This is a genomic window from Rhizobium leguminosarum, from assembly GCF_019798305.1.
Taxonomy (GTDB): Bacteria; Pseudomonadota; Alphaproteobacteria; order Rhizobiales; family Rhizobiaceae; genus Rhizobium; species Rhizobium leguminosarum_U.
Genome location: NZ_JAAXDD010000011.1, coordinates 55,560 through 81,521, shown reverse-complemented (window position 1 = coordinate 81,521; position 25,962 = coordinate 55,560). Strand labels below are relative to the sequence as shown.

The following is a 25,962-nucleotide window of genomic DNA, read 5'->3' as shown; positions in this document are numbered from 1 at the left end:
AGATGGACATGAACTGGATCGCAATCGGTGACATCTCCGATATCCCGCTGCGCGGGGCGCGCTGCGTGAAGACGCCGCAGGGCAAGATCGCCGTCTTCCGCACGGCCGAAAACGAGGTCTTCGCCATCGAGGATCATTGCCCGCACAAGGGCGGCCCGCTCTCCCAGGGGATCGTCCACGCCAAGTCAGTCACCTGCCCGCTGCACAATTGGGTGATCTCGCTGGAAACCGGCAAGGCGCTCGGCGCCGACGAGGGCGAAGTCCGGACGATACCGGTGTTGAACGAAGGCGGCAGGCTGTTCATCGCTTTGGAGAGCCTGATGATGGCGGCGGAATAGATGGCGGCTGAGGTCAAGACCACCTGTCCCTATTGCGGTGTCGGCTGCGGCGTTATCGCCACGGTCGACGAGGCAGGCGCAGTCAGCGTCAAAGGAGATCCCGAGCATCCGTCGAATTTCGGCCGGCTCTGCTCGAAGGGTTCAGCCCTTGCCGAAACCGTCGATCTCGATGGCCGGCTTCTCCATCCCGAGATCGAAGGCAAACAGAGCGGCTGGGACGAGGCGCTTGATCTGGTCGCCCGGCGTTTTTCTGAAACGATCGCCGAATACGGGCCCGATTCCGTTGCCTTCTATGTCTCCGGCCAGTTGCTGACCGAGGATTACTATGTCGCCAACAAGCTGATGAAGGGCTTCATCGGCTCCGGTAATATCGACACCAATTCAAGGCTCTGCATGTCCTCTTCCGTGGCGGGGCATCGCCGCGCCTTCGGCGCCGATACGGTTCCCGGGACCTATGAGGACATCGAACTTGCGGATCTGGTGGTCCTGACCGGCTCCAACCTCGCCTGGTGTCATCCGGTCATCTACCAGCGGCTTGCCGCCGCAAAGTCGGCGCGGCCAAACATGCGGATCGTCGTCATCGATCCGCGCCGGACGATGACCTGCGACATCGCCGACCTGCATCTCGCCATCCGTCCTGATGGCGACGTTGCGCTGTTCATGGGACTGCTTGCCCATCTCGCGACCAGTTCGGCAGTCGACCAGAATTATATCGGCGCCCATACCGAAGGTTTCGGCGACGCTTTTGCGGCCGCCGCCGCGCTTGATATCAACGATCTCCTGGAACGGACCGGCCTGCCCGCCATGCAGATCAGGGAATTGTTCCGCCTGTTCGAGACGACACCGAAGGTCGTGACCTGCTACAGCCAGGGCGTCAACCAATCCTCCTCTGGCACCGACAAGGTCAATGCCATCCTCAACTGCCACCTGGCGACCGGCCGCATCGGCCGCCCCGGCATGGGACCGTTTTCGCTGACCGGCCAGCCGAACGCCATGGGCGGGCGTGAGGTCGGCGGCCTCGCCAACATGCTTGCCGCCCATATGGCGATCGAGAATGCCGAAGACCGAGACCGCGTGCAGCGCTTCTGGAACTCGCCCGTTATCGCCGCAAAGCCCGGCCTGAAGGCGGTCGACATGTTCCAAGCCGTGGCCGACGGGCGCATCAAGGCGCTCTGGATCATGGCCACCAATCCCGTCGTCTCGATGCCGGATGCCGACAGCGTCGAAAGCGCGATCGCCGCCTGTCCCTTCGTCGTCGTCTCCGACATCCTCAAGGAGACGGATACGACCCGGCACGCAAATGTGCTTTTGCCCTCGCTCGGCTGGGGCGAGAAGGACGGCACCGTCACCAATTCCGAACGGCGCATTTCAAGGCAACGACCGTTTCTCGACATCCCCGGCGATGCAAGGGCCGACTGGTGGCAGCTCGCGGACGTTGGACGCCGCATGGGATTTGCCTCCGCCTTCGATTTTGATGCGCCGGCCGCGATCTTCGACGAGCACGCGGCGCTTTCCGCCTTCGAGAACAACGGCAGCCGCGATTTCGACATCGGCGCGCGCGCCGGCATGAGCGGCGGGGCCTATGACGAACTGTCGCCCTTCCAGTGGCCGCAGGCGGCAGGGACAGAAGCAAGCATCACCCGCTTCTTCGCCGAAGGTGGTTTCTTCCACCCCGATCGCAAGGCGCGTTTCGTCGCGGTCAAACCGCCCGCAACCGATCGCACCAATGCCGAGTACCCCTTTACGCTGAATACCGGGCGCATCCGCGACCAATGGCACACGATGACGCGAACCGGAAAGAGCGCGCGGCTTTCCGCCCATATCGCCGAACCCTTTGCCGAGATCCATCCGCGCGACGCGATCGAGACCGGTATATCAAGTGCGGGCCTCGTCGAGATCGACAGCCCGCACGGCAAGGCAATCGTCAGGGCGCTGGTCACCGATCGCCAGGCGCGCGGCGGCATCTTTGCGCCGATGCACTGGAACGACCAGTTCGCCGCAAGAGCGCGGATCGACGCCGTGGTCGCACCGATAACCGATCCTGTTTCCGGTCAGCCGGCGTCGAAGAACGTTGCTGTCGCCGTCCGGCCGTTCCGCGCCACCCATTACGGTTTCGCCGTCTCTGCCACAAAACCTGCCACACCTGACGCCGCCTATTGGGCGCTGGCAAAAGCCGCCGGCGGCTGGCGGCTGGAGCTTGCCTTCGGCGATAACGTCGAAGACTGGACGGCCTGGTGCCGCACGGTTTTCGCCATTCCGGCAGAGATCGAACCGCTTGGTTATGCCGACCGGCAATCCGGCGACCTCAGGCTCGCCTTCTTCGATGGCGAGGTCTTGCTTGCCGCGCTGTTTCTTGCTCGCGAGCCCGTCGCTGTCGCGCGCAACTGGGCGATCTCACAGCTTTCAGCCTCGCATGGCGACCTCAGGAAACGCTTTGCGCTCGTTGCGGGTCGTCCCGGTGCCGGTAGGCCGGATCCGGGCGCCACCGTCTGCTCTTGCTTCAGTGTCGGGGTCAACCAGATCGCCGCTGCCGTGCGCGGCGGATGTCACAGCGTCGAGGCGGTCGGCAAGGAAACCAGTGCTGGAACCAATTGCGGCTCCTGCCGCAGCGAAATCGGCAGCATCATCGATCGCTGTCTTGCCGCAGCCGCGGAGTGAACTGCGGAGAAGCAAGCAGGACGCAGCCGGAGCGCCGTCAGGCCGCGTTGGGGACGATCAGCATCCGGTGATCGGAAGAGATGCGGACCGAGATCTCGTCATAGGATGAAAGGGTCGGGTGCGGCGTCTCCATCTTTTGGTGATGTGTTGCCGTGATGACCATGACATCGGCACCCGCCGCCTCGCCGGCGGTAATGCCGGCTGCGACATCCTCGAACACCAGGCAATCCTGCGTGCTGACGCCGAGGCGCTCGGCGCCCAGAATATAACATTGCGGGTCGGGTTTTCCGACCTTTACGTCCTCCGCCGTCACCATGAATCTCGGCACCGGCAGGCCTGCCGCCTCCAGCCGTCGGTGAGCAAGGCGCAACGGCGAGGAGGTGACGATCGCCCAGCGATCCGGGGGCAGCGAGCTCAGAAAGGTCGCGGCGCCGGGAATGGCCACGACGTCGCTGACATCGGCGATTTCGGCCTCGGTCACCAGCTTCGATTCATGTTCGGGATCGACTCCAGGCAGGTTCAGCCGGGTGATCGTGTCAATGCCGCGCGATCCATGCATCTTCGGTAAAAAGGTGGCGACATCGAGCCCCTGACGCCTCGCCCAGTCGCTCCAAACGCGCTCGGCTGCACGGATCGAATTGAGGATGGTGCCGTCCATATCGAACAGGAAGGCGGCATAGGGCTTCTCGAAGCCACGGGGCATCGGCATAGACAAAAGGCTGAATCCTTCAGGGAAAGAGTCGGACGGTGGTCGCTATCGCGATGAAACGGCAAATTATTGGGTTTTGCAAGCTTTCGAGAGGATAGCAGTGACGCCTCCAAACCGCCTTCACCAGCATCGGCCCGAAAATCGGGATCGATTTTCGGCAAGCACGATGCGAGGATTGAAAGAGTTAGAGCGTCCTTTGTGCGTCCGAAAGGACGCACGGCGCTCTAAAAAGCCGCAGTACCGGAGGTGACGATCAAGTCGCAGGAAAGCCGGAGGCCGATCGGGTCGTTGCACAGGTCATCGGCACTATCGGCGAGTTCCAGTGCGGCCGAAGCATCGGCGCGCAGGTGGGCCTGCGTAGCCGGATCGACGCGCATCGGAGCCGCGGTCCAGAGCGAGGGACGGCTGACGTCGATCGCTGAAATTATAGCCTTGTCATTCCTGACGGCGTAGGAGGCGACCGCAATGGCACTCATCGTCAAGGTGAGTGCAAGGACGATCTGAAGACCGAGATCTGCGCCTTCGCGAACGGAGATGAACATAGCGGCCTCATGCCACGGTTTTTTAGTATCTTCGCATGCAAGTGAGACATGCGCTGGCGCCGACCAAGCGACATCGCCCGTTAAGGTTTACGCATAACCATGCTGGTATTCCGCGAGGCTTGAATGCAGGTTTTCGGTAAATTTCGGAACAATGATTCCATCAGGCAGTTACCCCTGGGTCATCCAAGATGAAAATCCAAGGAGGATATCCCATGTCTAAGTCCCTTATCGCCGCTTCGCTGCTTGCGATCGGCATGGCGTCGTCAGCCTTTGCCCAGTCGAACCCCGATCCAATCGGGCCGACGAATGGCGGCTCGACTGATCCGAGTTCGGGTACCTATTCATCCGACTACACCAACGATGACAACGGTTTTCGTCCGGTACCTGCCTCGCCGGTCGATCCAACGACGACACAGAGCATCGGACGACCGCAGACGATGGAATGCCCCGGCATGCCGCAACAGATGTCCGGCGTCGACACGCGCGGCGGCCAGAGCGGCGCATCGATCAGCGAAGCCTGCCGCGAATACGACAACTAAGCGACAGACTACCGCTCTCAGAAAAGGCCGGTTCACGCCGGCCTTTTTCATGTCGCCGACACCCGCCGAAACTTTTGATCCGGACGGTCCGTACATCCGTAGCGGGTTGAAAAGAACACAGGCGGGCCTCTGGCTGAAGGGTGCGCGCTACCTCAGGCGTCCGGCGCCTCCACCCCGCAACCCGTCCGCTTGCGAACGCAGCGGAATGACATTACAGCGCCGCGCGTCTTTTCAGACGCGCAAAGGACGCCGTAACGCTTTGAACTGCTGCATAATTTTATCCGCAAATCGGTTCCGATTTACGGAATTATGCGGTAGCCTTCAATACAATGGCCGGGGGCCGGTCGAGCGCATCGTCACGGATGTATCGCCGTCCCTAACCGGCAAGAAAGCGCTGGAGGAGGAGAGATGAGCAAGGCGCAGGACTGGAATCTGCTGGCCCGTGACGCGGTGACGCTGACGGGCGAAAACATATCCCCTCTGGTGAAGGGTTTGCCCTTTAAGGCGAAGCTGGCGCTGCGCGGGCTTCTGCGCATGCAGCACGGTTCGCTTGCCGTCACCCTCCCGGACGGCCGCAGGCTGCTGATGGAGGGCAAGCAGCCCGGACCGAAGGCGGCGCTCAGCCTCAACAACTGGAACCTTGCCTATCGGGCGCTGACGAGCGGCACGATCGGGGTCGCCGAAACCTATATGGACGGCGATTGGGACAGCCCCGACATCACCGCCTTCCCTTGAACTCTTCCTCGTCAATGGCGAGGCCGCGCACAGCTATGCGCACGGCAAAGGCGGCGTCAGCCGCCTCTTCGAGCGCGTCCGCCATTGGATGAACGCCAATACCAAAACGGGCTCGAAGCGCAACATTTCCGCCCATTACGATCTTGGCAATGATTTCTACAGGGAATGGCTCGATCCGAGCATGACCTATTCCTCGGCGCTCTATTCCACAGGCGCCAACGATCTGCAATCGGCCCAGAACGCCAAATACCGGGCTCTTGCCGAGGCGACCGGCATCGGGCCCGGCGATCATGTGCTGGAGATTGGTAGCGGCTGGGGCGGTTTTGCCGAATTTGCCGCAAGCGAGCTGAACTGCAAGGTGACGGGGCTGACGATCAGCCGCGAGCAGCTCGCCTTTGCCGAGGAGCGTATCCGCAAGGCCGGCCTCGACGACCGCGTGGAATTCCGCTTCCAGGATTACCGCGATGAAGCAGGGCTCTACGACCGGATCGTCTCGATCGAGATGTTCGAAGCGGTCGGCGAGAAATACTGGCCGTCCTATTTCTCCAAGCTCAGACAATGTCTGAAGCCGGGCGGCAAGGCTGGCCTGCAGATCATCACCATCCGGCCGGAATCCTTCGACCAGTATCGCAGCAACCCCGACTTCATCCAGAAATATGTCTTTCCCGGCGGCATGCTGCCGACGCGCAACCATCTGGCCGAACTCGCCGGCAAGGTCGATCTGTCGCTGGTCAAGGATTACGGCTTCGGGCTCGATTACGCGCGGACGCTTGCCGAATGGCGCGAGCGTTTCTGGTCGGTCTGGGAACGCATCCGCCCGATGGGCTTCGACGAGCGTTTCAAGCGGCTCTGGGAATTCTATCTGTTCTATTGCGAGGCCGGCTTCCGTGCCCGCAATATCGATGTGCGCCAGGTCGTATTCTCGCGGCGTTGATCATTCCGCCGCATGCGGTGTCACCGGATGGCGACCAGCCAATGATGGCCGCTCCCGCCAGCCGGTCACGCGGTTCACCAGCGTGAAATAAGCGCCATATGGGAGCAGGCGCGCCAGCTTCAGCATGGTGGTGAAGCGCTTCGGGAACGTGATCTCGAAGGCTTGCGATTTCAACCCGGCGGCAATCTCCCGCGCGGCCTCCTCGACGGATATCAGAGCCGGCATCGGAAAGGCATTCTTCCTCGTCGCCGGCGTGTCGACGAAGCCCGGGCTGACGAGCTGGATGCGGATGCCCATCTTGTCGAGATCGAATTTCAGGCTTTCGGCCATATTGATCAGCGCCGCCTTGGTGGCGCCATAGGCAGCCCCCGTCGGAAAGCCGCCATAGCCGGTGACGGATGAAACGATGGCGATCTGTCCCTGCCCTTTCGCCTTCATATGGCGGATCGCCGGCAGCAGACAGTTGACGACGCCGGAGAGATTGACGGCGAAGCTCTTCTCGAAATCAGTGCGGTTCAGATCCTCGGCATGGACTGGCAGGTGGACGCCGGCATTGAGGATCGCCATGGCCAGCGTGCCGTGCTCATATTCGATGGACGCCATGACATGTTCCATGTCCTCGGCATCGGTGACGTCGCCGTCGAGAACGACAATGCTGCCGGAAAGGCTGCTGGCCTCGGCCTGCAGTTCGACCAGCTTTTCGTGGCTTCTGGCGGTGACGGCGACCTTATATCCTTCGCCGGCGAGCTTTAACGCAAGCGCCCGGCCGATGCCTGAACTCGCGCCCGAAATCCAGACGATTCCATGTTCGGGATGGGCAATGAAATCACGCATGACATGTTCCTCCGGGCTCCCTGATCAATGCGAAAACAGGTCCGGAAGTTCCTCAACCCCCCTCCGGATTTACGGCTCTATCACACCATTGTGGCTGCTTTCAGCCGATCAGGTCGCCAATCATCTGACGAAAGGATCCCGTGAGCTTGACCGGTCCGTCCGATACGGCAAAGGCGATGCACGGCCTGTCCTTTTCGGCAATCGGCCTGTGGTCGACCGTCTCGTCGGCGATGGAGATGCCGCCGGGACCGAAATGGCCGCGTTCATCGTTGAAGGCGCCGTCGAGAATGAGGATCAGTTCCATGCCTTTATGGGTGTGCGCCGGCAAGGCGCGGCCAGGCCGGATCCACATCAGGCTGACCTCGCAGCCGTCCATGTCGAGCGAATATTCCCTGAAGCCCGGCAACCGCTTGCGCCAAGGCGCGTTCTCAGCCTCGAAGCCCAAGAGATCGCGCAACGCTTGTGGAAACAGCGCATTTTCCGGCCGCGCGGCCGTGCGTGGCGCCGGGACGGGAGACGTAGAGGAAAAGATCGCCGCGAGCCGCCCGTCGCGATCGGCAATGGCAACTTCAGGCGCGCTTTCCAAAGCCTCCCCGGCCAGCAGCTCGAGGCTGTTCACCAGGCTGCGATTGTCCGGTTTCATTTCCAGATGAGCCTGCACCAGCACACGCGCCGGCTCGGGCAAGGAGCCGGCAACATAGTGCGCCATCAATGCATCAATCGTGTCGATCTGCTCGTGAACCATGTCGGTTTCGGTCACGCCCTGTTACCGCGCTCCGTTTTCGCTTTGTCGTCATCCGTACGCGGAATGTCAATCTTCGGATCACCCCTTACACGGCGGGATTGCGGGTCGTGCGTTATTTCGGGGGAGGAAAGCAAATTTTATCGTGTCCGCCAGAGGCGTGGAATAGCATTTCTTGCCAACTCAGCCTTGTGAAGGGAAAAGACCGTTCCTAAAGTAAGAGTTCGAATAGAGGCAGATTCCATGACCTTCCACCCCTCCGTCCTCGAAGCCATCGGCAACACGCCCCTGATCAAACTCAAGGGCGCCTCAGAGATGACCGGCTGCACCATCCTCGGCAAGGCGGAGTTCCTGAACCCCGGCCAGTCGGTAAAGGATCGCGCCGCGCTGTACATCATCCGCGACGCAGAGCGGAAGGGATTGCTTCGTCCGGGCGGCGTCATCGTCGAGGGTACGGCCGGCAATACCGGCATCGGGCTGACGCTGGTCGCCAAGGCGCTCGGTTATCGCACCGTCATCGTCATCCCGGAAACGCAGAGCCAGGAAAAGAAGGACGCCCTGAAGCTGCTCGGCGCCGAACTCGTCGAAGTGCCCGCCGTTCCCTACAAGAACCCGAACAACTACGTGAAGATATCCGGGCGGCTGGCAGAGCAGCTGGCAAAGACCGAGCCGAACGGGGCGACCTGGGCAAACCAGTTCGACAACGTCGCCAACCGTCAGGCGCATGTCGAAACGACCGCCAGGGAAATCTGGAAAGACACTGACGGCAAGGTCGACGGCTTCATCTGCTCTGTCGGCTCCGGCGGCACGCTGGCAGGCGTGGCTGCCGGCCTCAAGGCTTTCAAGGCAGACGTCAAGATCGGCATCGCCGATCCCGACGGCGCCGCACTCTATGAATTCTACCAGAACGGCGCGCTGAAATCCGAGGGATCCTCGATCACCGAGGGCATCGGCCAGGGCCGCATCACTGCCAATCTCGAGGGCTTCACGCCCGACTATGCCTATCGGATCTCCGATGCCGAAGCGCTTCCCTATCTCTTCGACCTCGTCGAGAACGAGGGCCTCTGCCTCGGCGGCTCGACGGCAATCAACATTGCCGGCGCGGTCAATCTCGCCCGGGATCTCGGACCTGGTCACACGGTGGTGACGATCCTCTGCGATTACGGCAACCGCTATCAGTCAAAACTCTTTAACCCGGATTTCCTGACGTCGAAGGGACTGCCCGTTCCGGGCTGGATGGCCAAGTCGCCCGATATCCACGTTCCCTACGAGCCCGTGTGAGACCCCATGCCCGTCAATGCCCTCTACCGCGACGACTTCTATCTCTCGACGTGCGAGGCGGTCGTCACCGCCGTTCACGAAGACGGGGGCATCGAACTGGACCAGACCTGCTTCTATGCGACATCAGGTGGCCAACCTGGTGACACCGGCCTGTTCGAACGCGCCGACGGCAGCAAGATCGCGCTCGGCCAGACGAAGCATGGTCCAAGCAAAGATGTCATCATCCATGTGCCACTCGAAAACGAGCCGCGGCCTGTGGTCGGCGAGACGCTGGTGCTGCACGTCGACTGGCCGCGCCGCTACCGACTGATGCGCATGCACACGGCCTGCCACCTGCTTTCCGTCGTCTGCTCCTATCCGATCACTGGGGCTGCCGTCGGCGAGGAGGAAAGCCGCGTCGACTTCGACATGATCGAGACGATCGACAAGGACGTGGTGACGGCCAAGCTGATGGAACTGGTCGAGCAGAACCATCCGGTCACTCTGCAGTGGATCACCGACGAGGAGCTTGTGGCCAATCCCGACATCGTCAAATCGAAGAACGTGCGCCCGCCGATGGGCCTTGGGCGCGTCAGCCTTGTCTGCATCGGCGAGAACTCCTCGATTGACAGCCAACCCTGCGGCGGCACACATGTTTCCGAGACTCAGGAAGTCGGCCGGATCCATATCGCCAAAATCGAGAAGAAGGGCAAAGAGAACCGGCGCTTCCGCATCCGCTTCGGCACGCCCGGCGACGAAGCCTGACCATCAAGGGAGACCATCATGAGTGAGATCAAGAGCCGCTTTGTCGTTTCGGCCGACTGGCTGCAGTCCGAGCTCGGCAAAGCTGACCTGCGCGTGCTGGACGCCTCCTTCTATCTGCCGGCGCAGAAGCGCGATGCCGATGCCGAATATGCAGCCGGCCATATTCCCGGCGCCATCCGCTTCGATCAGGACAAGATCGCCGACCATTCGACGTCGCTGCCGCACACGATCCCCTCGCCCGATTATTTCGCCGCCGAAGTCGGCCGGCTCGGCATCAGCGAGAATGATCGGATCGTCGTCTATGACGGCATCGGCCTGTTCGCCTCGCCGCGCGTCTGGTGGCTGTTCCGGGTGATGGGCGCGAAAAATGTCTTCGTGCTCGATGGCGGTCTCGACGGATGGAAGGCCGAGGGCCGTCCGCTGGAAACCGCAGCACCCAATCTTGCATCGGCGACCTTTACGCCGAATTTCGATGAAAGCCGCGTGGTGACGCTCGATAGGATGCGCGACATCGTCTCCAGCGGCGCGATGCAGATCGCCGATGCTCGCAGCGCCGGCCGCTTCGCAGCCGCCGAGCCCGAGCCGCGTGCCGGCATGCGCTCCGGCCATATGCCTGGCGCCCGCAGCCTGCCCTCCGGCGTCTTCGCCAGCCAGGGCCGTTTCAAGTCGCTGCCCGAACTCAAGCAGACGATCGAGGATGCCGGCATCGATCTTTCCAAGCCTGTCGTCACCTCCTGCGGCTCGGGAATCACCGCCGCGATCATCACGCTGGCGCTGGAATCGCTCGGCCATCACGATAACAAGCTTTATGACGGCTCGTGGAGCGAATGGGGCAGCCGTGACGATACGCCCATCGTCACTGGTCCGCCGACGCCGGTCAAAGCCTGATCGCCATGGGGAAGACACCCGCTTCGCTGAAAGCTCACATCACCCGGCTCGAAATGACGGCACCGCCGAAGGCGAGCATGCCGGTGCCCGTCAATATCCAGACGGCGATCATGCGCGCTCCCGAGATCCCGTTGCCCTTCTACCGCTATCTCTACCGGCAGGTGGGTGCGCGATGGCAATGGGTGGATCGGTTGCGCATGAGCGACGAGCAGCTTGCCGAGACACTGAACGACAAGCGCAACAATATCAGCGTTCTCTACGTGAACGGCGCGCCCGCCGGCTTCTACGAATATTTCTGCGAAGACGAGGATATGATCGAGCTCAGCCATTTCGGCCTGATCGAACATGCGCTCGGTCTCGGCATCGGCAAGTGGTTCCTGCTGCAGGCGCTCTATGCAATCTGGTCGCTCAATCCGAAGCGGGTCACCACCACCACCAATAATCTCGACCATCCGCGCGCGCTGCAGCTCTACCAGATGTACGGCTTCTCCCCCGTCTCGACCGGCACCGGCATCGTCCGGCCGCTCAGTGACAAGGAGCTTCTGGAGATTGCGCGGAAAAGCTGACGGCTTCTTTCCCGACGTAAGTGGAGGTGACTAGCGCTGCGTCAGGCTGTTCGGGCGGCGTGGGTCGTTGCGTCGCTCGAAATCGAGCGTGCGGCCCGACTGTTCCTTCAGTTCCGCCACTTCCCGCCGCAGAGCCCTGAGCTCTTCCAGTATTTCTGCATTCTGTTGCGCCAGCAGCGCGAGATCGACGTCGGCCATGGGGCTTCTCCTTTCGCCTGCAGCGTTCGGACAGAAGATACTTGGATCTCGCTCTTCGGCGATCTCATATCTAGAAGTAGGCAAGAATCGGGTGGTTTGCGCGTTCGTCCAGGTGCATTTCATGGCAATCACAACGGAGACCTGCCATGACCGCCATTCGTTTTGTCGCCATGCCGACGACTGACGCCGAAAACCTCTGGAACGGCGGCCGCGACGCCTATGACAGGCTGCCCGAGGCGATCGTCTCCGATGGTCCCGGTCATCCCTGCCGCCATTGCCTCCAGAATATCGATGCCGGCGAGGAGTTGCTGGTCTTCGCCTATCGGCCCTTCCCGGAACTGCAGCCCTACGCCGAAACCGGCCCGGTCTTCCTGCACAAGCAGCCTTGCGCACGCTATGCCGCCGAAGAGATCATGCCGCCGGTGCTGACGACGAGCCGTGACTTCATCGTCCGCGGCTATAGCGAGAACCATCGCATCGTCTATGGCACCGGCGCGGTGACTGAGATCAGCGATATTCCAGCCTATGGCGAAGAGCTGCTGGGACGATCTGATATCGCCTATGTGCATGTGCGCTCCGCGCGTAACAATTGCTTCCAATGCCGGATCGACAAGGTAAAGGCGCCGGCCCTAGCGGAGTACGGCGCCTCTATCTGACCTATAGTCAGGTATCTTACGCCACGCTCAGCACGCTCTCCGGCGCGAAGGCCTCATAGCCCAGCGCGTCGGCGACCGGCTTGCTGGTGATGCGGCCCTTGTGCACGTTGAGGCCGTTCCTCAGATGCTTGTCTTCGGCGATGGCGCGCAGGCCGCGATCGGCAAGCGCCAGGCCATGAACCAATGTGGCATTGTTCAGCGCGTGCGCCGAGGTGACCGGTACGGCGCCGGGCATGTTGGCGACGCAATAATGCACGACGCCGTCGACCTCGTAGGTCGGATCGGAATGGGTCGTCGCATGCGAGGTCTCGAAGCAGCCGCCCTGGTCGATGGCGACGTCGACGATGACGGAGCCCTTCTTCATGCCGGAGAGCATCTCGCGGGTGACGAGCTTCGGAGCGGCAGCGCCAGGGATCAGCACCGCGCCGATAATGAGATCGGCCGAGAAGACTTCCTCCTCCAGCGCCTGGATACTGGAATAACGCGTGTGGATGCGGCCTGCGAAGATATCGTCGAGCTGGCGCAGGCGCGGCAGCGACTTGTCGAGGATGCTGACATCGGCACCAAGGCCGGCAGCCATCCTGGCCGCATGCAGGCCGACGACGCCGCCGCCGATGACTGCGACCTTGGCCGGCAATACGCCGGGTACGCCGCCGAGCAGGACGCCAAGGCCACCATTGGCCTTCTGCAGCGCAGTCGCTCCTGCCTGGATCGACAGGCGTCCGGCTACCTCCGACATCGGCGCCAGCAACGGCAGGCCGCCGCGCTCGTCAGTCACCGTCTCATAGGCGATCGCGGTGACGCCGGAGGCGATGAGACCCTTGGTCTGTTCCGGATCCGGCGCCAGATGCAGATAGGTGTAGAGAAGCTGGCCGTCACGGAGCTGCGCCCATTCGGCGGGCTGCGGCTCCTTCACCTTGACGATCATATCGCACTTTTCGAAGATATCCTTGGCGGAGGCGGCGATCTTCGCGCCAGCCGCGGCATAGGCGGCATCATCAGCGCCGATACCGACGCCCGCCTTGGTCTCCACCCAGACCTCGTGACCGTGGGCAACATATTCGCGCACCGAAGCCGGCGTCAGACCGACGCGATATTCATGATTCTTGATTTCCTTCGGGCAACCGACACGCATGCGCGTTCCTCTCAATTTTATCTCCGCAGCCGCGGATTTTTTCAGATGAGGAATCCAATCATCAAGGCCGCGAAATGTCCTTGCAAAGACTATTTGCGAAGACACGATTTTTCGGCGATTATTGCATGCACTCTATCTTTTTTCGAAGGTTCTTCGAATGGCCGATCTCGATACAATCGATCTTGCGATTCTCCGGGCATTGCAGGCCAACGCCCGCATCACCAATGCCGAGCTTGCCGAAAGGATCGGACTGTCGCCTTCCGCCTGTTCGCGCCGGCTCGACATCCTGGAAAGAAGCGGCGTCATCGGCGGCTACCATGCGCGGCTTTCACACAAGGCGCTCGACTACAAAATGATCGCCATCGTGCATATCTCGCTCTCCGGCCAGTTTGCCAAGACGCTGGCGGAATTCGAGGCAGCGGTGAAGCTCTGCCCGAACGTGCTCGTCTGTTATCTGATGTCGGGCGAATACGACTATATCCTCAGGGTCGCCGCCCGGGACCTCGAGGACTATGAGCGCATCCACCGCGACTGGCTGTCGGCCCTGCCCCACGTCGTCAAGATCAATTCCAGCTTCGCGCTCAGAGAAATCATCGACAAGCCGAATGTCGGGCTTTGAGGCCTTGCATCTTCGCCGAAAGCCTGCCCAGACTTTTCACGCTCGCGGGCGTTTCCCGCTCATTGGCAAGTCATGACATCGAAGACCCAAGGCTATATTTTCGTTCTGCTGGCGCTCACCATCTTTTCACTGCAGGACGCCATCTCGAAACATCTGGCGACGGCCTATCCGCCAATCTTCGTGACGATGATCCGCTATTGGGCCTTTGCGCTTTTCACGATTATCGTCGCTTCGAAGATGCGCGGCGGGATCAAGGCGACGGCCCGCACCAAACGCCCCTTCCTGCAGGTGACGCGCGGCGTTCTGCTTGCAGTCCAGGTGGTTCTCGCCATCACCTGCTTTGCGGTGATCGGCCTTGCCCGTTCACAGGCGATCTTTTCCGCGACGCCGATCCTGATCGCGCTGCTGGCGATGCCGATCCTCGGCGAGCGGGTCGGCTGGCGGCGGTGGTCAGCGATCAGCGCCGGACTTTTCGGGGTGCTGCTGATCCTGAAGCCGGAAGGCGATTTTTTCGACGTGAAGCTGCTTCTCGCCGTCATTTCCTGCTTCAACTTCGCCTTCTACGTCATCGCCACCCGTCTGGTCAGCCGCGACGATTCGTCGATGACCAGCTTCTTCTATACCGGCGTCGTCGGCGGCATCACGATGACGCTGGTCGGACCGTTCTACTGGAGCTGGATGTCGCCGGGCGACTGGGGCTGGATGGCGCTCGTCTGCGTGACCAGCATTTCCAGCCATTATTTCCTGATCCGCGCCTATGATATTCTCGATGCCGCCGCCGTCCAGCCGCTGACTTATCTGTCACTTGTCTACGCCTCAATCATCGGCATGGTGATCTATGGCGAAACGCTCAGCTTCAACATGATCGTCGGCTCGGCGATCGTTGTCGCTGCCGGCATCTTTACCGTCTGGCGCGAACATGTGGTGGGACGCAGAGCGGCCGTCGCCAATTGACGGTTTCACTGCAATTTTAGCCAAGCCCCTAAAACCATTTCAATTTTCCGGCGTTATGCTTCCCGGCAGTACCAAGGGAGACAGTATGACCCGCAACTTGAAAATCACGGCCCGAAAGGCCGATCGGAAAAACTGCCGCGTGTTCGGCCATGTCAAATATCTGAGCAGCCAGGTGGATGCCCGCATCCTCAACCTATCGCCGACCGGTGCCGCCCTGGAGATGAAGGGGCCGCTCCATGCCGCTTCCGGCAGCAAGGTACGCATCGAGGCCGAAAACCTCGGGCTGCTCGAAGGTGTCATCCGCTGGAAGCATAATGGCCGCGTCGGCATCCAGTTCGACGTGAATTCGAATGCGAGGGCGCAGATCTCCTCCTATTTCCGCTTTTTCCATAAGGAGATGCGGCCGGTACTGGCAGTACGCCCGCTGGTTAGAACCGCCGTCATCGTCGAGCGGACGCCTCAGTTAACAGCATCGACGCCAAACTCGTAAGGTTGCCCGGCCTTTGCGCTGAAAGAGCGGCTGAGATCGCTTCAGCGGCTGCGGTTGACACTGACGCCGAGGATGACCGCGCCTTGCGTTCGCGGCAGCCTGGCGCCGGGTGACTGCGCCATAAATTGCATTTCCGAGCCATGACGCTTTTCCGGCGGATTGTTTTGACGTCCTGTCATTTTCGCAGTGTACTCCCCGCCAAATCGTCCTAACTCTGACGGGCCGGACGATGCATGACCCTGAAGGAGAGTTTGCATGTCTTCCATTTTCGATGTTGGCGTAATGAGCCGCCGTTCCCTGCTCGGCGGACTCGCCGCCACTTCCGCCCTGGTGCTGCTGCACCCTTTCAGCGCCCGCGCCAGCGCCAACCAGGCGCATCTGAGGTTGATGGAAACGACCGACATTCACGTCAATGTCTTCCCCTATGACTATTATGCCGACAAGCCGAACGACACGATGGGTCTTGCGCGCACCGGGACGATCATCGACGGCATCCGCGCCGAGGCTATCAACTCACTGCTGATCGACAATGGCGACGTGCTGCAGGGCAATCCGATGGGCGACTACATGGCCTATCAGCATGGCATGAAGGACGGCGACGTCCATCCGGTGATCAAGGCGATGAACACGCTCGGCTATACGGTTGGCACGCTCGGCAATCACGAGTTCAACTACGGCCTCGACTTCATGTTCAAAGTACTATCAGGCGCGAACTTCCCCTTCGTCTGCGCCAACCTCACCAAGGGCCAGCTCGCCTCGGACCCGAAGCGGGACGATCTCTTCTTCAAGCCCTACATCATCTTGGAAAAACAGATCAAAGACGGCGCCGGCAATGAGAGCCCCGTCAAGATCGGATTCATCGGCTTTGTACCGCCGCAGATCATGGTCTGGGACATCAAGAACCTCGAAGGCAAGGCGCAGACGCGCGACATCGTCGAGGCCGCCAAGGCCTGGATTCCCGCCATGAAGGAAGCCGGCGCCGATATCGTCATTGCGCTCTCGCATTCCGGCATTGATGGCAGCACACCGTCCGAAAAGATGGAGAACGCCTCGCTGCATCTCGCTGCCGTCGATGGGATCGACGCGATCTTCACCGGCCACCAGCATCTCGTCTTCCCCGGCCCGAAAAGCTGGGACGGCATCGCCAATGCCGATCCCGTCAAGGGCACGCTGCACGGCAAGCCCGCCGTGATGGCTGGCTTCTGGGGTTCACATCTCGGCCTTATCGACCTGCTGCTCGAAAAGGACGGCAACAGCTGGAAGATCGTCGATTTCACCTCGGAAGCACGGCCGATCTATCATCGCGACGACAAGAAGAAGGTGGTCGCCGACTACGCCGACAAGAAGGACGTGATCGAAGCCGCCAAAGCCGAGCACGAGGCGACACTTGCCTATGTCCGCACCCCGGTCGGCAAGACGTCCGCGCCGCTCTATTCCTATTTCGCGCTGGTTGCCGACGATCCCTCGGTACAGGTCGTCAGCCAAGCCCAGACCTGGTATATTAAGCAGATGCTCGCCGACACCGAGTTCAAGGATCTGCCGGTGCTTTCGGCGGCGGCCCCCTTCAAGGCCGGCGGTCGCGGCGGCGCCGACTACTATACCGATGTTCCGGCCGGCGATATCGCCATCAGGAACGTCGCCGACCTCTATCTCTACCCGAACACGGTGCAGGCTGTTGCTATCACCGGCGCCCAGGTGAAGAACTGGCTCGAAATGTCGGCCGGCATGTTCAATCACATCGAGGTCGGCTCGAAGGATGCGGCGCTGCTCAACACCGATTTCCCGTCCTACAATTTCGACGTGATCGACGGCGTCACCTACCAGATCGACCTGTCGCAGCCGCCGAAATATGATTCGTCAGGCAAACCGATCCATCCGGACGCCAACCGCATCCAGAACCTCGCCTTCAACGGCAAGCCGATCGATCCGGCTCAGAAGTTCGTCGTCGTCTCGAACAACTACCGCGCCGGCGGCGGCGGCAATTTCCCGGACATCAAGGCGGACAAGGTGATCTTCCAGGCGCCTGATACCAACCGCGACGTCATCGTCCGCTATATCCATGATCAGGGCACGATCAATCCGTCGGCCGACGCAAACTGGACCTTCAAGCCGCTCCCGGGCACGACCGCAACCTTCGAAAGCGGCCCGAAGGCGAAGCAGTTCCGCGCCGAGGTCAAAAGCGTGAAGATCGAGGATGCCGGCGAAGGGGCCGACGGTTTCTCGAAGTTCAGGCTGGTTCTTTAGGCGAAAAAATATGTCGACGAAGGCGCGGCACCCGCGCCTTCGTCATTCTGCCGCAAGCGGCGTAGCGGGTTCAGACAGCTCCGCCATCCGAGCATGGAAATCGGCCTGGCTCGGGCAGGCGGAAAGCCGGGTGCGGAACGCGTCGATCATCCAGGTGGCGGCAGGTCCGGGCGGGTTGGCGAGTTGGCGCACCGAATATATCGGATACTCCCCCTGTTCGTAGGCATCCAGATCGAGATGGACGAGCGTGCCACTGACGAGATCGTCATGGATCACGGAAGCCGGAAGGCCGCCCCAGCCGAGGCCGGCCTTGATGAGCTGGTGCTTCGTCGCAATATCGCTGACGCGCCACGTCTTGTAGGACAGAACGTTGAAATCGCGCCCCTTCGTCCGGCCCGACGCATCGGTGACGACGAGTTGCACTTCCTCGCGCACGTCGCCCAGCGTCAGCGGCCGACCGATCCCGGCAAGCGGGTGGTTGCGCGCGGCAACGGGCAACATGAAGGAATGACCGATCCGTTCCGTGACGATCGAATCGTCCTGCTGGACGACTGCACCACCAATTCCGACGGTCGCCTTGCCGCTCAGGACAAGATCCATGACCATTCCGAGCTCACCGACATTGAGGCTTAACGAAACGGACGGAAACATCTCGCGAAATTCGCGCAGGACCTCCACCAGGGCTCGCGAAGGCACCATGACGCTGATAGCGACGGAAACCTCCGCTTCGAGCCCTTCTCTCAGGCTCTTGACGCGCGCCCGCATGACCTGCAGGTCGCCGAGAATGCGCCGCGCATCCTCCAGCATCGCCTTGCCCGCCTCCGTCAGCTTCGGCTGGCGCGCACCAGAGCGCTCGAAAAGCGGCACTTCGAGCTGCGCCTCCAGATTGGCGATCGTATAGCTCACGACCGACTGCGCACGGTTCAGCGCCCGCGAAGCGGCCGAGAAGCTGCCGGTCTCGGCAACGGTCAAAAACACCTGCAATTGGTCCAAAGTCGGGTTCGGCAGCATCTTCTATCCATTCCATCGATAGTTTCGATCGACATTATCACCGTTTTTTCGATAGCAGGCCAGATCTATTTTCCTCATCGAGACTGCGGCTCACCTCCCAGTAACGGGCCGTCAAATTCCATTCGAAAGGAAATGCACCATGTCGTCCATCCTTCTTCTGACGTCCAGCCCGCGTGCCGAATCGCTCTCGACTCCGATCGCCGTCGATCTCGCCGAAAAGCTGAAGAGCCAGAATCCGGGCAGCGTCGTCGTCCGCCGCGACCTTGCCGCCAACCCGCTGCCGCATATCGATGACCTCTTCACCGGCGCGATCCGCAAGCCGGCCGAGGCCCGCACTGCTGAGGAAGCCGCAGCCGTCGAGACTTCCGACGAACTCGTCAACGAACTGCTCGCCGCCGACACGATCGTCATCAGCACCGGCCTCATCAATTTCAACATCTATTCGTCGCTGAAGACCTGGATCGACAACGTCGCCCGCGCCGGCCTGACCTTCAAGTACACGGAAAGCGGCCCAGTCGGCCTCGCAACCGGCAAGAAGGTTTATGTGGTGCTCGCCTCGGGTGGCGTCTACTCGCAGGGTCCGGCCGCCGCCTTGAACCATGCCGTGCCTTACCTGAAGTCGGTTCTCGGTTTCCTCGGCATCAGCGATATCGAGACCATCTATGTCGAAGGCCTGGCCTTCGGTCCGGAAGCCGCAGAAAAGGCGATCGACGCCGCCAAGTCGCGCGTCCAGGAAATCGCGCTGGCCGCCTGATCGGCTCAAATTCTTATGGAACGGCCGGCCTTTCGCCGGCCGTTTTTCATTTGTCGATGTCGGCGACAAAATCCCGGGCCGTTGCCAGGATTTCGGCGGAGAGTTCTTCATCGGACGAGATCCTGGCAAGGCCGCGCCGCCGGCCATCATCGCGAAGGCCATGATCGCCTTTCGCCGCCTTTCTCCTTCATCCGCTCGCGCAGCCTTGCTCGCCAATGACGCGAAATTACGCCTGAGCCCGTCCGTCGCTATTGTCTCCTACGGACGCCTTCTTTCGTTCTTGCGTTGCACGGTGAGCAACACGAAATAGGACGATTGCCAAATTCAGGACGGCAAGCAGGAGCAATACACAGAGCATGGTCTATATGCCGGAGCCACGGGCTAACTGAGTTTCACCACGCCGGAGCGGCCGACGACGCAGTTGCGGCCGCTCTTCTTTGCCGCGTAGAGCCTGCCGTCGGCAGCCGTCAGCACGGCGGTGAAATCGACGCCGTCCTCATCGGCGGTCGCAACGCCGATACTGACCGTGACCGGCCTGTCATCCGGCGTTTTGACGCTGGTCGCGATCGTCCAACGCAGTCGCTCGGCAAGCAGCAGACCTTCTTCGTGATCGGTGCCCGGACAGACGGCCACGAATTCCTCGCCGCCGAAGCGGAAGACACGATCACTCGAGCGCAACGTCGTGCCCAATCGGGCGGCGATCGCCTTCAGCACCTCGTCGCCCTGGAGATGGCCGTAGCCGTCATTGACATCCTTGAAGTGATCGGCGTCGATAATGAGGACGGTAGCGAACAACCCCTGCTTCAGTGCCTCCAGCAGCATCAGCGGCGCTTCCATTTCCATGCGCGTCCGATCGTAGACGCCAGTGAGCATGTCGCGGCCGGTGCGCTCAAGAAGATCGTTGTAGCGCTCGCGAAACGTCAGGTCGCCGAATACGTCGCTAATCGAGCGTGCGGACCCGGCTACGCCGATACGGCGAACACGATACTCATAGATCGCAAACATCGCCGCATAGAGGCAGACGGCAAGCATTTTCGCCTTCCATCCGCCCCAGAATGCGGCGATCGGCACATCCAGGAAGTAATGCAGCGCGGCGAAGAAGCCGATCTGGTCGAAGGTCAGCAGCACGAAGCCCGAAATCAGGAAACGCAGGACGACGCGGCGGCGGAAGAAATCGCCGAGTTTTTCGTAAAGCAGGATGATGCCGAGCGAATCGACATAGAGCAGCGCCGTGCCCCAGACCATCAGCCAGCCCATCTCCTTGAGAAAATCGACGTCAGGCGTGTGGTTGGTCGACATCTGCAGCGGCTGGTGCAACTGCAGCACCCAGGCAATACCGACGGTGAGCAGGTTGCCGAGGAACAGGCCGTAGATCGGCTGGCGCACCGTCGCCGCATCCTCCTGCAGGTAAAGCATCAGGATCATCATCAGCTTGCCGGAAAAGAAGATCGATGAGCCCGGCGACACATCGCCAAACGGCAGCGAGACGTAGAAGACCGCCGCCAGATAGGTCTCCATGAAATGCATGACGCCGAGCGCCGTCAGGAAAACCCCGAGACCGAGCCGATGACGGAAATGCAGAAGCGTCACCATCAGCACGAAATAGGCGATGGCTTCGACGACGAAGAGAAGGAGGTTGAGTGTCTCCATCATGAGACCTCGGCTCCGGACGTTCGGCCTCCTGCTGGCGCGGTGATCGCGACAACGAATCCTTTGGTCAATCGTCCGAAACAGTCAAACACGGGGGTGTCCTGCAAATCCTGCAGGCGATACCTTTCACCGCAATCCTTTAAGATTGCGTGAGTGAGAACGCGCTTGCTGGAGAGCACCCGGATCACACACAGGAATAGTTACAGCCGGTATCAAGGACCTATGCCCGGATCCCGATTTCAGACCTGACGAAGCTTCTCGCCGTCACCAAAGAGCGACGAACCATGCTGATCGATAATCTGCTGCGCCTTGCGCACCGTGCATTCGATCGCATCGTCGGAGGAGGTAAACAGATCGGCGCGGATGAAATTGCGCACCAGCACCTCGTCGCCGACCTTCTTTTCGATACGGCCGGCCAGGCGATACTGGCTGCCCTCCCTACGCGGCTCTGCATAGATCGTGCAATCGCCGTAAAGCTGCGGCTCGCCGGAAGGGCCTGCCGATTCCGTCGCCGGTTTGCTGCCGCCGGAGAACATCGAAAAGATATTTGAAATGAACGAAGCCATGCTCCGCCTTTAGCACGGCGATATCGCTGTCGCCAAGTCAAATGATCAGGTTGGCGAGGATCTCGTTTTCGGTAATATCCTCGTAACCCATGCCGGCTGCTTCGAAATTTCCGATCAGCCGGGCGAAATTCTCAGGCGCCTTGGTTTCGATGCCGATCAGAATCGAGCCGAAGTTGCGCGCCGATTTCTTCAGATATTCGAAGCGGGCGATATCGTCGTCGGGGCCGAGCAGATTGAGGAAATCCCGGAGTGCGCCAGGGCGCTGCGCGAGCCGCAGGATGAAGTATTTCTTCAGCCCTGCGTAACGCATGGCTCTTTCCTTTACGTCAGGCAGACGCTCGAAATCGAAATTGCCGCCGGAGACGACGGCAACGATGGTCTTGCCGCGGATTGCTTGGCCGTCCATCGCGGCGATCGCCGTCAGCGACAGGGCGCCGGCTGGCTCCAGCACGACGCCCTCGACATTCAGCATCTCCTGAATGGTGACGCAGATGGCGTTCTCCGGCATCAGTTGCACCTGCTCGGTCGGAAAATCGCGAAGGGCCGCGAAATTCAGGTCGCCGATGCGCGCCACTGCGGCGCCATCAACGAAATTGTCGACCTTGGGAAGCGTCGTCACCGCGCCCGCCTCGATGCTGCGCTTAAGGCTCGGCGCGCCGGCTGGCTCAGTGAAGACGAAAGCCGATTTCGGCACCGTGCCGTCGAGATAACCGGTGATGCCGGCAGCAAGTCCACCGCCGCCGACCGGCAGGACGACCATGTCCGGCACCGTGCCCTCCGGCAGTTGCTGCATGATTTCGGCGGCCACCGTCGCCTGACCCTCGATGATGTCGGCATGGTCGAAGGGCGGCACCATGACGCCTCCGACTGCCTCCACATGTTCGCGCGCGGCCTGGTAGCACTGGTCGAAGAAGTCGCCGAACAGCCGGATGGTGATGAATTCGGCGCCGAACATGCGGGTCTTGTCGATCTTCTGTTGCGGTGTCGTCACCGGCATGAAGACGACGCCCGGCACGCCGAAATGGCGGCAGACGAAAGCAAAGCCCTGGGCGTGATTGCCGGCCGAGGCGCAGACGAAGGTCTTGCCGGCAGCACCCTGCCCGATCGCCTTGCGGAAGAAATTGAAGGCGCCGCGGATCTTGTAGGAGCGCACCGGCGACAGATCTTCGCGCTTCAGCCAGATATCGGCCCCGTAGCGGGCCGAAAGATGATCATTGAGTTGCAGCGGCGTTGCCGGAAACAGGCTGCGCATCGCCTCTTCGGCGCTTTCGACATCGAGTTTCGTCACGGGCGTGGTCCATTCTCTCAATTAGCCACCGCCGCTATGGCACAGGCCAACCGGCAAAAGAAAGCCCGTTTCGGCCGTTTCCGGTTCGCTCCCGGACCGGTTCGCTCCCGGACCGGTTCGCTCCGAAGAAGGCTTTCTTAAGCCAATCGCGAATTGGCGGCACATGAACTGATTTTAACTGTCAATGAAAAGGGCGGCCACTTATATGAAGCTATGATGATCTTTAAATTCGCAAAACCGCTCGCCTGGCTGCTGCTCGCCTTCATCATCTTCGTCACGGTTTCGCCGATCGGAGAGAGGCCGGATACAGTCACGATGGTCGATGTTGACCGCGCGGTTGCCTATCTACTTCTCGGCCTCGCCTTCGCGCTTTCCTATCCGAAACAATGGAAAACGGTGGCCGTGCTGCTGATCGTCGGCGCATTCGCCATCGAATGGCTGCAATATTTCGCGCCGACCCGCCATCCGCGCCTGCATGACGCGAGCATCAAGGCGATGGGTACAGCCCTCGGTCTGCTGGCTGGCTGGGTGATTAACAAATGGCGCGATACGAAGGCGCCAAACGCCCTTCCGTTCGCAGAACGCTGAATATCAGCGGGATCGGCTAGAAAGCGCGTAATTGCACTGCCCAGAAGAACAGTGGTATCGCGGCCATCGCAGTTCCGAGAACAAGCGCGACACTGGTCTTGAAGACGCGGATGCGCCTAGTCCTTGCCCCACTCCAATCGTAAACCATCGTCTTACTCCCACAAGACAACACTTACTCCACCGCCGCGGCGCAATCCTTGCACCGAAAATGCCATATGCAAGCAATAGCGCGCTTTTATCCACAATATACACGCATAATACAAGCATATTCGAACGGGATTATAAAGGTGGTGCGGGCGACGGGGGTCGAACCCGTACAGCCAAGGCCGAGGGATTTTAAGTCCCTTGCGTCTACCAGTTTCGCCACGCCCGCTTGCGGCGTTTTCAATATCTTGCGTCATGGGCGATGGGAAGAGCCGCAAGCCGTAAAAATCATGCCTGTCTTGGCCAGTTGCACCGCCGAATGATCCGTCACACATTTTCCGCCGGAAAGCCGCGACCGATCAAGGGGCCCGGTCTGTCGCGGGAGAAACGGAAAAGACGCGGCGAGCCTCACGCCCGCCGCGCCTTTATCATTTCAGTGCCGAAGATCAGGCGAGCTTGGCGGCAAGCTTGGCGATGTGGGCGCCCTGATATTTCGCGCCTTCCAGCTCGATCTCGGAAGGCTGGCGCGAGCCGTCGCCGTTGGTGATGGTGGAAGCGCCGTAGGGCGAGCCGCCCTTGACTTCCTCGGTGCCCATCTGGCCCTGGAAGGCGTAAGGCAGGCCGGCAACAACCATGCCCTGGTGCAGGAAGGTGGGGATGAAGCCGAGGATGGTCGATTCCTGGCCGCCGTGCTGGGTGGCCGAGGAGGTGAAGACCGAACCGAGCTTGCCGACGAGTTTGCCGGCGAACCAGAGTCCGCCCGTCTGATCCCAGAAGTTACGCATCTGCGAGGCGACCGTGCCGAAGCGGGTGCCGGCGCCGACGATGATCGCATCGTAGTCGGCCAGTTCGTCGACGGTGGCGATCGGAGCCGCCTGATCGACCTTGTAGTAGGAAGCCTTGGCGACGTCTTCCGGAACCAGTTCCGGAACGCGCTTGACGGTAACCTCGGCACCGGCCGACTTCGCGCCTTCGGCAACGGCGTAGGCCATGGTTTCGATATGGCCGTAAGCCGAATAATAAAGGACGAGAACCTTCGCCATCTTCAATCTCCCTTGGAGCACTGGTTGAATTTCGTGACCGAGGGAGTTCTATCAGCGCCTATATCCGAACACAGCCATGCCATGAAGAACTCAGTGTTCAGCATCCGTAGACGAAAATTCACTTGCGTTTTCATTTCAGCAAAAATGAACCTATCGCCGAACAGCATTCAGATTTCCGGCTGGCTCGGCCTGAAATCTGAATGCTGTGCCCGCTTGCACTTTTCGGCATCATGCTCTGGCTGTTTGCAAAGCGGCCGAACGGCACTACCTATTCACCAGCCTCAGATCACGGAACATCCCATGAGCCAAGACATCGTCGTCACCGCCGCCATGCTCGCCATCGGCGACGAACTTCTTTCCGGCCGCACCAAGGACAAAAATATCGGCCATCTCGCCGATCTGCTCACGCTTTCCGGCATCGATCTCAAGGAGGTGCGCATCGTCGCCGACGACGAGGAGGCGATCGTCGAGGCGCTGAACGCGCTTCGCGGCAAATATGATTACGTCTTCACCTCGGGCGGTATCGGGCCGACGCATGACGACATCACCGCCGATGCCATCTCCAAGGCTTTCGGCGTGCCTTGCGAATATGACGAAGCGGCAATGACGCTGCTTGCCGAGATGTACCGGCGCCGCGAGATGGAATTCACCGAAGCGCGCCAACGCATGGCGCGCATGCCGCGAGGGGCGGTGCATATCGCCAATCCGGTCTCGACCGCGCCGGGCTTCATCATCGGCAACGTCCATGTCATGGCCGGCGTGCCGCAGGTGTTCCAGGCAATGGTCGACAATGTGCTGCCGACGCTTCGAACCGGCACGCCGGTGCTTTCGCTCGCCATCGCCTGCCCTTACGGCGAAGGCGAGATCGGCACGCCCTTGACCGCGATCCAGAAGGCACATCCGGAAACCAGCATCGGCTCCTACCCGCGCTATGTCGGCCAGAAATTCTCGACCGAGATCGTCGTACGCGGTCGCTCGCAGGCGGTAATCGATGCGGCCGGCGCCGAAGTCCGGGAGATGATCGACGCCATCCGCCAGAGGAAGGACATCGCCGAAAACCATTCCGCCGAGGCTTGAGGGAAACGCCGGAACTCAGGACCATCCTTGATCCC

26 protein-coding genes, 1 tRNA gene and 3 pseudogenes are annotated in these 25,962 nt (G+C 60.9%); 16 read left to right on the top strand and 14 right to left on the bottom strand.

Annotation, left to right across the window (positions count from 1 at the left end; translation table 11 throughout):
- The first annotated feature begins 2 nt into the window (after positions 1-2).
- Entirely contained in the window at positions 3-338 is a 336-nt protein-coding gene (gene nirD / locus HFO99_RS20270) for a nitrite reductase small subunit NirD (protein WP_222252838.1), read from the top strand.
- Positions 339-2,996, top strand: a complete 2,658-nt coding sequence (locus tag HFO99_RS20265) for a nitrate reductase (protein WP_222363186.1) — start codon at positions 339-341, stop codon at positions 2,994-2,996. It begins immediately after the preceding gene.
- Positions 2,997-3,033: 37 nt separating this feature from the next.
- On the opposite strand, the gene HFO99_RS20260 is transcribed toward HFO99_RS20265, so the two are convergent.
- Both HFO99_RS20260 and HFO99_RS20255 read right to left on the bottom strand, forming a co-directional pair.
- Positions 3,034-3,711, bottom strand: a complete 678-nt coding sequence (locus tag HFO99_RS20260) for an HAD family hydrolase (RefSeq protein ID WP_064251204.1) — start codon at positions 3,709-3,711, stop codon at positions 3,034-3,036.
- Between the two features lie 218 nt (positions 3,712-3,929).
- Positions 3,930-4,247, bottom strand: a complete 318-nt coding sequence (locus HFO99_RS20255) for a hypothetical protein (protein WP_222363185.1) — start codon at positions 4,245-4,247, stop codon at positions 3,930-3,932.
- A 212-nt stretch (positions 4,248-4,459) separates the two neighbouring features.
- Here HFO99_RS20255 and HFO99_RS20250 point away from each other — a divergent pair, with 212 nt between their 5' ends.
- Together HFO99_RS20250 and HFO99_RS20245 are read left to right on the top strand one after the other, a co-directional pair.
- Positions 4,460-4,786 carry a hypothetical protein gene (locus HFO99_RS20250; protein ID WP_222335909.1) on the top strand — a complete coding sequence of 109 codons (327 nt, stop codon included), beginning with the start codon at positions 4,460-4,462 and terminating at the stop codon, positions 4,784-4,786.
- A gap of 408 nt (positions 4,787-5,194) precedes the next feature.
- Positions 5,195-6,455: pseudogene (locus HFO99_RS20245) on the top strand (class I SAM-dependent methyltransferase).
- Here the strand turns inward: HFO99_RS20245 and HFO99_RS20240 are convergent.
- Together HFO99_RS20240 and HFO99_RS20235 are read right to left on the bottom strand one after the other, a co-directional pair.
- Positions 6,456-7,289 (bottom strand): SDR family NAD(P)-dependent oxidoreductase, encoded by an 834-nt coding sequence (locus HFO99_RS20240; RefSeq protein WP_222363184.1) that lies wholly within the window; start codon positions 7,287-7,289, stop codon positions 6,456-6,458.
- A 100-nt stretch (positions 7,290-7,389) separates the two neighbouring features.
- Positions 7,390-8,049 carry a ChrR family anti-sigma-E factor gene (locus HFO99_RS20235; RefSeq protein ID WP_222363183.1) on the bottom strand — a complete coding sequence of 220 codons (660 nt, stop codon included), beginning with the start codon at positions 8,047-8,049 and terminating at the stop codon, positions 7,390-7,392.
- Between the two features lie 225 nt (positions 8,050-8,274).
- Here HFO99_RS20235 and HFO99_RS20230 point away from each other — a divergent pair, with 225 nt between their 5' ends.
- From HFO99_RS20230 to HFO99_RS20215, 4 genes are read left to right on the top strand one after another with little or no spacing between them, the layout of a single operon-like run.
- Entirely contained in the window at positions 8,275-9,312 is a 1,038-nt protein-coding gene (locus HFO99_RS20230; protein WP_222363182.1) for a cysteine synthase A, read from the top strand.
- A 6-nt stretch (positions 9,313-9,318) separates the two neighbouring features.
- Positions 9,319-10,056: an alanyl-tRNA editing protein gene (locus HFO99_RS20225; protein ID WP_222335913.1), complete on the top strand. Its 738-nt coding sequence runs from the start codon at positions 9,319-9,321 to the stop codon at positions 10,054-10,056.
- A gap of 18 nt (positions 10,057-10,074) precedes the next feature.
- Complete coding sequence (gene sseA / locus HFO99_RS20220; RefSeq protein ID WP_222335914.1) at positions 10,075-10,944, top strand: 3-mercaptopyruvate sulfurtransferase; 870 nt, start codon at positions 10,075-10,077, stop codon at positions 10,942-10,944.
- 5 nt (positions 10,945-10,949) lie between these two features.
- On the top strand, positions 10,950-11,510 hold the full coding sequence (locus HFO99_RS20215; protein ID WP_017963991.1) for a GNAT family N-acetyltransferase: 561 nt from the start codon (positions 10,950-10,952) through the stop codon (positions 11,508-11,510).
- Positions 11,511-11,540: 30 nt separating this feature from the next.
- Here the strand turns inward: HFO99_RS20215 and HFO99_RS20210 are convergent.
- A pseudogene (locus HFO99_RS20210) lies at positions 11,541-11,776 on the bottom strand (hypothetical protein).
- A 78-nt stretch (positions 11,777-11,854) separates the two neighbouring features.
- Here HFO99_RS20210 and HFO99_RS20205 point away from each other — a divergent pair.
- Entirely contained in the window at positions 11,855-12,364 is a 510-nt protein-coding gene (locus HFO99_RS20205; RefSeq protein ID WP_222335915.1) for a DUF1203 domain-containing protein, read from the top strand.
- A gap of 16 nt (positions 12,365-12,380) precedes the next feature.
- On the opposite strand, the gene ald is transcribed toward HFO99_RS20205, so the two are convergent.
- Positions 12,381-13,499, bottom strand: coding sequence for an alanine dehydrogenase (gene ald, locus HFO99_RS20200; protein ID WP_222335916.1), 1,119 nt, complete (start codon positions 13,497-13,499; stop codon positions 12,381-12,383).
- A 157-nt stretch (positions 13,500-13,656) separates the two neighbouring features.
- On the opposite strand from ald, the gene HFO99_RS20195 reads away from it, so the two are divergent.
- The 3 genes from HFO99_RS20195 to HFO99_RS20185 all read left to right on the top strand — a co-directional run bounded on the left by HFO99_RS20195 (position 13,657) and on the right by HFO99_RS20185 (position 15,562).
- Positions 13,657-14,118, top strand: coding sequence for an Lrp/AsnC family transcriptional regulator (locus tag HFO99_RS20195; RefSeq protein ID WP_003538804.1), 462 nt, complete (start codon positions 13,657-13,659; stop codon positions 14,116-14,118).
- 72 nt (positions 14,119-14,190) lie between these two features.
- Positions 14,191-15,072, top strand: a complete 882-nt coding sequence (locus HFO99_RS20190; RefSeq protein WP_222363181.1) for a DMT family transporter — start codon at positions 14,191-14,193, stop codon at positions 15,070-15,072.
- A gap of 85 nt (positions 15,073-15,157) precedes the next feature.
- A complete protein-coding gene (locus HFO99_RS20185) occupies positions 15,158-15,562 on the top strand; it encodes a PilZ domain-containing protein (protein WP_222363180.1) in 405 nt (134 codons plus the stop codon).
- A 41-nt stretch (positions 15,563-15,603) separates the two neighbouring features.
- Here the strand turns inward: HFO99_RS20185 and HFO99_RS20180 are convergent, their stop codons facing one another.
- Positions 15,604-15,741, bottom strand: a complete 138-nt coding sequence (locus HFO99_RS20180; RefSeq protein WP_261323240.1) for a hypothetical protein — start codon at positions 15,739-15,741, stop codon at positions 15,604-15,606.
- 76 nt (positions 15,742-15,817) lie between these two features.
- Between HFO99_RS20180 and HFO99_RS20175 the strand changes: the two genes are divergently transcribed.
- Positions 15,818-17,806 carry a bifunctional 2',3'-cyclic-nucleotide 2'-phosphodiesterase/3'-nucleotidase gene (locus HFO99_RS20175; protein WP_222363179.1) on the top strand — a complete coding sequence of 663 codons (1,989 nt, stop codon included), beginning with the start codon at positions 15,818-15,820 and terminating at the stop codon, positions 17,804-17,806.
- Between the two features lie 42 nt (positions 17,807-17,848).
- Here the strand turns inward: HFO99_RS20175 and HFO99_RS20170 are convergent, their stop codons facing one another.
- Positions 17,849-18,817: a LysR family transcriptional regulator gene (locus HFO99_RS20170; RefSeq protein ID WP_222252855.1), complete on the bottom strand. Its 969-nt coding sequence runs from the start codon at positions 18,815-18,817 to the stop codon at positions 17,849-17,851.
- 139 nt (positions 18,818-18,956) lie between these two features.
- Here HFO99_RS20170 and HFO99_RS20165 point away from each other — a divergent pair, with 139 nt between their 5' ends.
- Positions 18,957-19,571 carry an FMN-dependent NADH-azoreductase gene (locus tag HFO99_RS20165; RefSeq protein WP_029873022.1) on the top strand — a complete coding sequence of 205 codons (615 nt, stop codon included), beginning with the start codon at positions 18,957-18,959 and terminating at the stop codon, positions 19,569-19,571.
- Positions 19,572-19,617: 46 nt separating this feature from the next.
- On the opposite strand, the pseudogene HFO99_RS33475 reads toward HFO99_RS20165, so the two are convergent.
- From HFO99_RS33475 to ilvA, 4 genes and pseudogenes are all read right to left on the bottom strand, one after another.
- Positions 19,618-19,823 (bottom strand): annotated as a pseudogene (locus HFO99_RS33475) (TetR/AcrR family transcriptional regulator); the annotation flags it as partial.
- A 129-nt stretch (positions 19,824-19,952) separates the two neighbouring features.
- A complete protein-coding gene (locus tag HFO99_RS20160; RefSeq protein ID WP_128403019.1) occupies positions 19,953-21,224 on the bottom strand; it encodes a sensor domain-containing diguanylate cyclase in 1,272 nt (423 codons plus the stop codon).
- A 236-nt stretch (positions 21,225-21,460) separates the two neighbouring features.
- Positions 21,461-21,787 (bottom strand): HlyU family transcriptional regulator, encoded by a 327-nt coding sequence (locus HFO99_RS20155; RefSeq protein ID WP_128403020.1) that lies wholly within the window; start codon positions 21,785-21,787, stop codon positions 21,461-21,463.
- Positions 21,788-21,824: 37 nt separating this feature from the next.
- Positions 21,825-23,075 (bottom strand): threonine ammonia-lyase, encoded by a 1,251-nt coding sequence (gene ilvA / locus HFO99_RS20150; RefSeq protein ID WP_128412142.1) that lies wholly within the window; start codon positions 23,073-23,075, stop codon positions 21,825-21,827.
- 153 nt (positions 23,076-23,228) lie between these two features.
- Here ilvA and HFO99_RS20145 point away from each other — a divergent pair, with 153 nt between their 5' ends.
- Positions 23,229-23,663: a VanZ family protein gene (locus HFO99_RS20145; protein WP_128403022.1), complete on the top strand. Its 435-nt coding sequence runs from the start codon at positions 23,229-23,231 to the stop codon at positions 23,661-23,663.
- A gap of 288 nt (positions 23,664-23,951) precedes the next feature.
- Here HFO99_RS20145 and HFO99_RS20140 read toward each other — a convergent pair.
- Both HFO99_RS20140 and wrbA read right to left on the bottom strand, forming a co-directional pair.
- Positions 23,952-24,036: transfer RNA gene (locus HFO99_RS20140), tRNA-Leu, on the bottom strand.
- A gap of 217 nt (positions 24,037-24,253) precedes the next feature.
- Positions 24,254-24,850 carry an NAD(P)H:quinone oxidoreductase type IV gene (wrbA, locus tag HFO99_RS20135; RefSeq protein ID WP_017993703.1) on the bottom strand — a complete coding sequence of 199 codons (597 nt, stop codon included), beginning with the start codon at positions 24,848-24,850 and terminating at the stop codon, positions 24,254-24,256.
- A 300-nt stretch (positions 24,851-25,150) separates the two neighbouring features.
- On the opposite strand from wrbA, the gene HFO99_RS20130 reads away from it, so the two are divergent.
- Positions 25,151-25,927, top strand: coding sequence for a competence/damage-inducible protein A (locus HFO99_RS20130; protein ID WP_130658813.1), 777 nt, complete (start codon positions 25,151-25,153; stop codon positions 25,925-25,927).
- Positions 25,928-25,962: the final 35 nt, after the last annotated feature.